The sequence below is a fragment of the Vibrio sp. 10N.222.48.A3 genome, from assembly GCF_041475345.1.
In the GTDB taxonomy this organism is placed as follows: Bacteria; Pseudomonadota; Gammaproteobacteria; order Enterobacterales; family Vibrionaceae; genus Vibrio; species Vibrio tasmaniensis_A.
Map to the genome: position 1 here is coordinate 1 of NZ_JBFRVX010000951.1, position 5,359 is coordinate 5,359.

A 5,359-nucleotide genomic window follows, 5' to 3' on the forward strand; every position below is an offset into this window, starting at 1 on the left:
TGTTAGCTAAGCGAAACCATAACTCCCGATAGTCGTCGTGAAAAATAAATACGTTGGGGTTAGCAGTAAAGAACTCAGAAACTGGAGTCGGTACTTCATCATTCGATTTGAATGTGACGAGGGTATAGCGGGAGGTGTCAACAAACTGATTTATGGCTTGATGAGCGGCTTCGAGGCCCTGATTATTCGCTATGTTTTCTAGGAGCTGTTGGTGGGCCGTTGCTTCGTAATCTTGCAATATATATTCATAGTCGGTATTGAGCTGATAGACACAAATTTCGTAGGCGAGAAGACCAACAATAAAGCAAGTTAACAGCCCTAGTAGGGACTCCAAATAGATACGTCGCATAATCGCTCTCTTTCATTGCGCCCGTACTGAGCGCGGTTAATGCCATGCGGTCGAAACAAATAAGTAACCTTTTCCGCGAATGGTTTGAATTTTCTCTGCTGGTGCTTTGTCGTCACCAAGTATTTTTCGCAAACGTACTACTTTGTTGTCAATCGTCCGGTCGATCCCGTCGTACTCGATCCCACGCAGCGTTTGAGTTAAGTAATCACGTGACAGCGGGGTATCAGGGTTGGATGCTAACAGCCAAAGTAGGTCAAATTCACTGTCTGTCAGTGATAAAACTACATCTGAAAGCTCGCACTTTTTATAGGTGTTTTTCAGCGTAAGTTGACCAAACTGAAGGCTACTTGAATCATCAACCAGAGGTGTATTGGTTTCTTGACGGCGTAATAGCGAGCGGACCCTTGCCAGTAGAACTCTTGGTTTGATTGGCTTGGTGACATAGTCATCAGCACCTGTCTCTAAACCTGCAACGTGATCAAAATCATCATCGCTGGCGGTGAGCATTAAAATTTTACCCTTAAAGAGCGTACGAGTCTGTCGGCAAATTGTCAGCCCATCGGTTACAGGAAGCATTAAATCCAACAACACGATATCAGGTTGATCGTCAAGGATGGTTTGCACAGCATCACTGCCATCGTCTAACGCGGTGACCTCAAAGTCTTGTGCTACAAAGTAATCCTTTAGCATTTGCTGAAGTTTTAAATCGTCTTCAACGATGATCATTTTAGGTTTTGTCATTCCGTTATCAGCCTTGTTGTGCGTTTAATTTATTGAAATTACGTGAGTGCGTTTAATTTTGGCAGCTCCTACTGTTGCATATTCATCACAAATGCGTCACGAAGAAATTCCTGATGTGAATGATTAAACACTTTCCATGCTAGTTCAATGCCGATTTGTAATTTTTGCTTGGGTTTTTCAGTAGGTTAGAGGTGGTGTTTTAGTCTGTTAGCGAAGAAGGCCGGAAATGAGAGCTCTAATGTCGAGTTTTTAGTTTAATAACAGAAGAGCCAGCCATGAAGCATCTTTTTAAAGAGGTTTCATGGCTGGTTGGAACTTAATTGGATTTTAACTCAAAAATTAAGGCCTACGGTTTGAACCTAAGCATGCGTATTTATGAGTTCCGAGTTATGATTTTTGGCAAACAGAACAAAATCGTCTAGTGGCATTGGTTTTGCGAAATAGAAGCCTTGTACTTCGTGACACCCTGCTCGGCCTAAAAATTCAAGTTGCTCTTTTTCTTCAATGCCTTCAGCAAGTACATTGAGTGAGAGTTCGGTTGCTAGCTTACAAATCATGCTCAAGATAGCTTGGTCATCGGTGTTGCTAAGTAAGTCCTTTACAAACTCTCGATCTATTTTCAGTCGATCTATAGGGAGTAGCTTCAAATAGCTAAGAGATGAATAACCAGTACCGAAATCATCTAACGCTATTTCAATGTTTAACTTCTTTAAGTCATTCAATACAGCCACGACCTTCGACACATCACCCAACATGGCACTTTCTGTTACTTCTAATTCCAGTAAACTCGGAGAAAGGCCAGTTTTTTCTAAGGTTAGTTGTGTCAGATCTAAAATGTTCTGTTCCGAAAACTGAATGCTCGAAATATTAACGGCAACCTTTACACCTGCAAGCGCTTTATGATTCTGCCACTGTTGGCAATCAGTGGTAGCTTGTTCGAAAATATGAGCCCCCATTGGAATGATTAAATGGGATTGCTCTGCCAGTTCTATAAAAAGGTCAGGCCTTACGAGGTCTCCATTTGGCTTTTTCCAACGCATGAGCGCTTCGGCACCAATGATACGATTGGTCTTTAAGCAAAATTGAGGTTGGTAATAAGGAATAAATTCTCTGTTTTCAATCGCATTGTTTATCTCTTTGATTAACGTTATACGTCGCAACGCAGCATTTGACAGTTCAGGTTGATGCTTAACCGTAATGTCATCGCCTTTTTCCTTGGATACATATAGAGCGATGTTCGCTTGAATGAGCATTTCAGAACTGCTTTGTGCGCCATTTGAACTGCAGGTTGCACCAAGGTTAGCCACTAGTTTTATCTTGTTCTCATCAATGATAATTTCATTTGAAACCACATCAATCAACATAGCAAAAAAAGCATCAGAACCTTGATCGCCATTGTGTTCTTTCGCAGGCACTGCGATACAGAACTTATTTTCATCCAATCGAGCTAGGTTAAAATCAACCATGGTTGCGCATGCGGATAAGCGGTTGGCTAGATGAAGCAAGATTGTGTCCCCAGCTTTATAGCCGAGTGTATTGTTGATATCTCTAAAACGCTTAATATCAATGATTAACACGGTGATGCGTTCATTTTTTTCTTTGTGTTTATTAAGCAACTCATCAAGCGAACGCAAAAACCCAAGACGGTTCGGCAACTTAGTGAGCGAATCATAGTAAGCCAGTGTTTCGATTTCTTTTGTTAATGCTCTGCGTTGCTGTTCTTTATCATAAAGGCTAGAAAAAGCACTTTGTAGTTCTGTTATCTCGTAATATTTTGCTGGTGGTAAAGACGCACTTTCTTCTTTGCCTTGTGCCAATAAACTAAGAGAGCGAGTGATGTTTTTTAACGGAGTCGATACTCGACGAGCGATGGCAAAGTTAATAAACATCACCGTCATAAAGCTGATTATGCTAATAGACATCAAAGATTGATTGATCATCTTTCCATATGTTAGCCATTCATCTACAACTGTATTTACCTCGAGAATCCCTCGTACATCGTTGAGTTCCCAATCGTGTTTAGGCGAGTCGGGGTGGCTATTGTGGCAGTTTACACAAGTTTGGTCATTGAGGCGGTCTGCCCGAGCGACGCGTACTCGGGTTCTGTCTTGCTCTTGTACAAACTCGACGTAGAACTCATCTGGTTTCTTGTTAATCGCTACCCACGCCCGTTGTTGAAATTCGTCAAAAAGCCTACCTTGACGGTTTTTAAAAGGATAAGGGCTGGTAAACGAGGTCGTGATGGTGAGATCTTTATCAGATTTATCAAGCATTTCGATTAAGAAGGTAGCAGGAACCGGAATAGTGTTCTCTAAGGATTGGTGCTGGGCTGTTGCCACGAGTTCTTGACTATCAACAACTTTCTGTATGACATTTGATGAGTAATAGTTACGAATACTATGAAATGTAGTCACGTAGTTCTTTGCATTTTCAACCGACACTTTTTGAACGAAATCTTCAAGGATAACGGTCGATATTAAAGAGAATAGTAAAATACAAGCAAGTGCTATTCCTATGATTGGATAAATAATGGTCCAAGATAGTGAACGCTTCATTGTCTACCTTTATTGATATTTTTAATTGCCTGACACTACTGAAGTGGCTTTCCATGTGGCTTGTTGATGATTTGTTAGCATTATATATAATTTTAGAGTGGCTGAATGTAAGCTCGTGTAACTGGTCTTATGAGTTGGTTTGCACTCTGAAGTGAGTGTTTTTAGCAAGGAAGGGGGGCGAGGATATAGATGAAATACATTCCATTACATAGTTACGACAGATAATTTAATTGTTAACCAATAGAATTTCTCCAATCAAAATTTTGGGGAATAATGGTATGAAGTACTATCGAAATACGTTGCTAGCGTTACCTTTGGCTCTCTTGGCTGGCTGTAATTCAAGTTCAAACACGGGACAATCAACCACCATTTCGCAAAAGGAACCGAAGGCTGACTACGTATTTTCTTCAGCTAAACTTGGTGAGTTGTATCAAGAGAGGCAAGAGCTCCAAGAAGAGGCTATGAAGCTCTCTTACGATGGTATTTTGTATGAAAAAATTCAGTTTGCTGAAGACATTAGTGATAAGCAAAAAGTGATTAGGCTTTTGGATGGCTTAGGTCAAAGTGTTGATCTGTACTTTCCTGAAGCTGGGTTTGATAGTTGTGGTATTTATACAGAGAGCAAGGGCTTGGATCTATTTGATTGTGATGCAGCACAACGCTTTACTTCTAGTGATACTACGTCAATAAAAGCAATGACGAAGGATAAAAAAGTCTCCGTTAATCTTGAATACCAAAACGAGTTGTCGCAATACGTGACGAGCCTAGGTTCGACGATTCTGAGTAAATCCAAAAATGGTAATAAAGTCACCATTACCACATCGTTTGCCTTCAACGCTTTTTACCGCGATGTGCTCAACGAGACTGGCGCTGTTGAACGGATTACTTCCACTCTAGGCGCATCAACCTATTCTCAGCTTTTTGATATCGTGAAGTTATACCGAGGCAGTGAGATGACGTTGAAGTTTACCAACCATATTGGCGGTAGTGCTGATGACGAAATCAACATGTACACCGGGCGTATGATCAATAACAACAAGATGACGACGGTTGTGACTCCAACGGGTTCGGTTTTTTCGGGTGGTACGGATCTATTTGCTGCTGGCAACCCACGCATATTGCAACGCGCTGATACTACCAAGGTCATTGAACTGAATAAACAGGTGGGTGTGCATAGTTGGGCTGAAGGGAATAAAACGGCCAAAGAATTCCCATACACCAATGAGAGTCATCGTCAGCAAGCGACCTATTTTAAAAAGGTGATGGGAGAAAAAGGGATAGACTTCTATATCTTCACTTTAGATTCTGCCCCGGCTTCCGGTGAACACTGGATGACCAAAGCAGACTCTGATAAGTACGGTTTTATTACTCGTATTGAGTAGTCAAAGAAAGTAACAATAACGACTCCGCAAAGGTTGGTGATGGCTCTGTCATTATCGGCCTTTTTTTTGTTCATGTCTTGATTCGTTACTTTGTTGAGTGCAGATTTCCTAATCTTAAATTTCAGTATTAAGACTCATTGATACTACCTTTTAACTTCCCCCCAAAAAGTGTCTACACGTATTCCTACTGATTTATTTTTTGCTCTTCCTAAGCAAAACTTTTGACCCGTAACCATCATACCTCAAATCTTTAATGATTTTATTTAGTGATCTAAATGATATTTAAAGCATTGTTTTAAAATAATTTATTTGATTTTGAATGGTGTGTTGTT

Annotated in this window: 3 protein-coding genes and 1 pseudogene; 1 reads left to right on the plus strand and 3 read right to left on the minus strand. The window is 40.6% G+C overall.

The features are described from left to right. The 3 genes and pseudogenes from AB4653_RS22245 to AB4653_RS22255 all read right to left on the minus strand — a co-directional run. Positions 1–349: pseudogene (locus AB4653_RS22245) on the minus strand (two-component sensor histidine kinase); the annotation flags it as partial. A gap of 36 nt (positions 350–385) precedes the next feature. Further along, a complete protein-coding gene (locus AB4653_RS22250; protein ID WP_009845984.1) occupies positions 386–1,090 on the minus strand; it encodes a response regulator transcription factor in 705 nt (234 codons plus the stop codon). Between the two features lie 359 nt (positions 1,091–1,449). Continuing rightward, positions 1,450–3,645, minus strand: a complete 2,196-nt coding sequence (locus AB4653_RS22255; RefSeq protein ID WP_102257704.1) for an EAL domain-containing protein — start codon at positions 3,643–3,645, stop codon at positions 1,450–1,452. Between the two features lie 278 nt (positions 3,646–3,923). Here AB4653_RS22255 and AB4653_RS22260 point away from each other — a divergent pair, with 278 nt between their 5' ends. Further along, positions 3,924–5,027, plus strand: a complete 1,104-nt coding sequence (locus AB4653_RS22260) for a hypothetical protein (protein ID WP_009845981.1) — start codon at positions 3,924–3,926, stop codon at positions 5,025–5,027. Positions 5,028–5,359 lie beyond the last annotated feature (332 nt).

Bases quoted from the DNA above. Each gene is read 5' to 3' on its own strand.
- AB4653_RS22250 (WP_009845984.1), bottom strand. From the start codon at position 1,090: ATGACAAAACCTAAAATGATCATCGTTGAAGACGATTTAAAACTTCAG.
- AB4653_RS22255 (WP_102257704.1), bottom strand. From the start codon at position 3,645: ATGAAGCGTTCACTATCTTGGACCATTATTTATCCAATCATAGGAATA.
- AB4653_RS22260 (WP_009845981.1), top strand. From the start codon at position 3,924: ATGAAGTACTATCGAAATACGTTGCTAGCGTTACCTTTGGCTCTCTTG.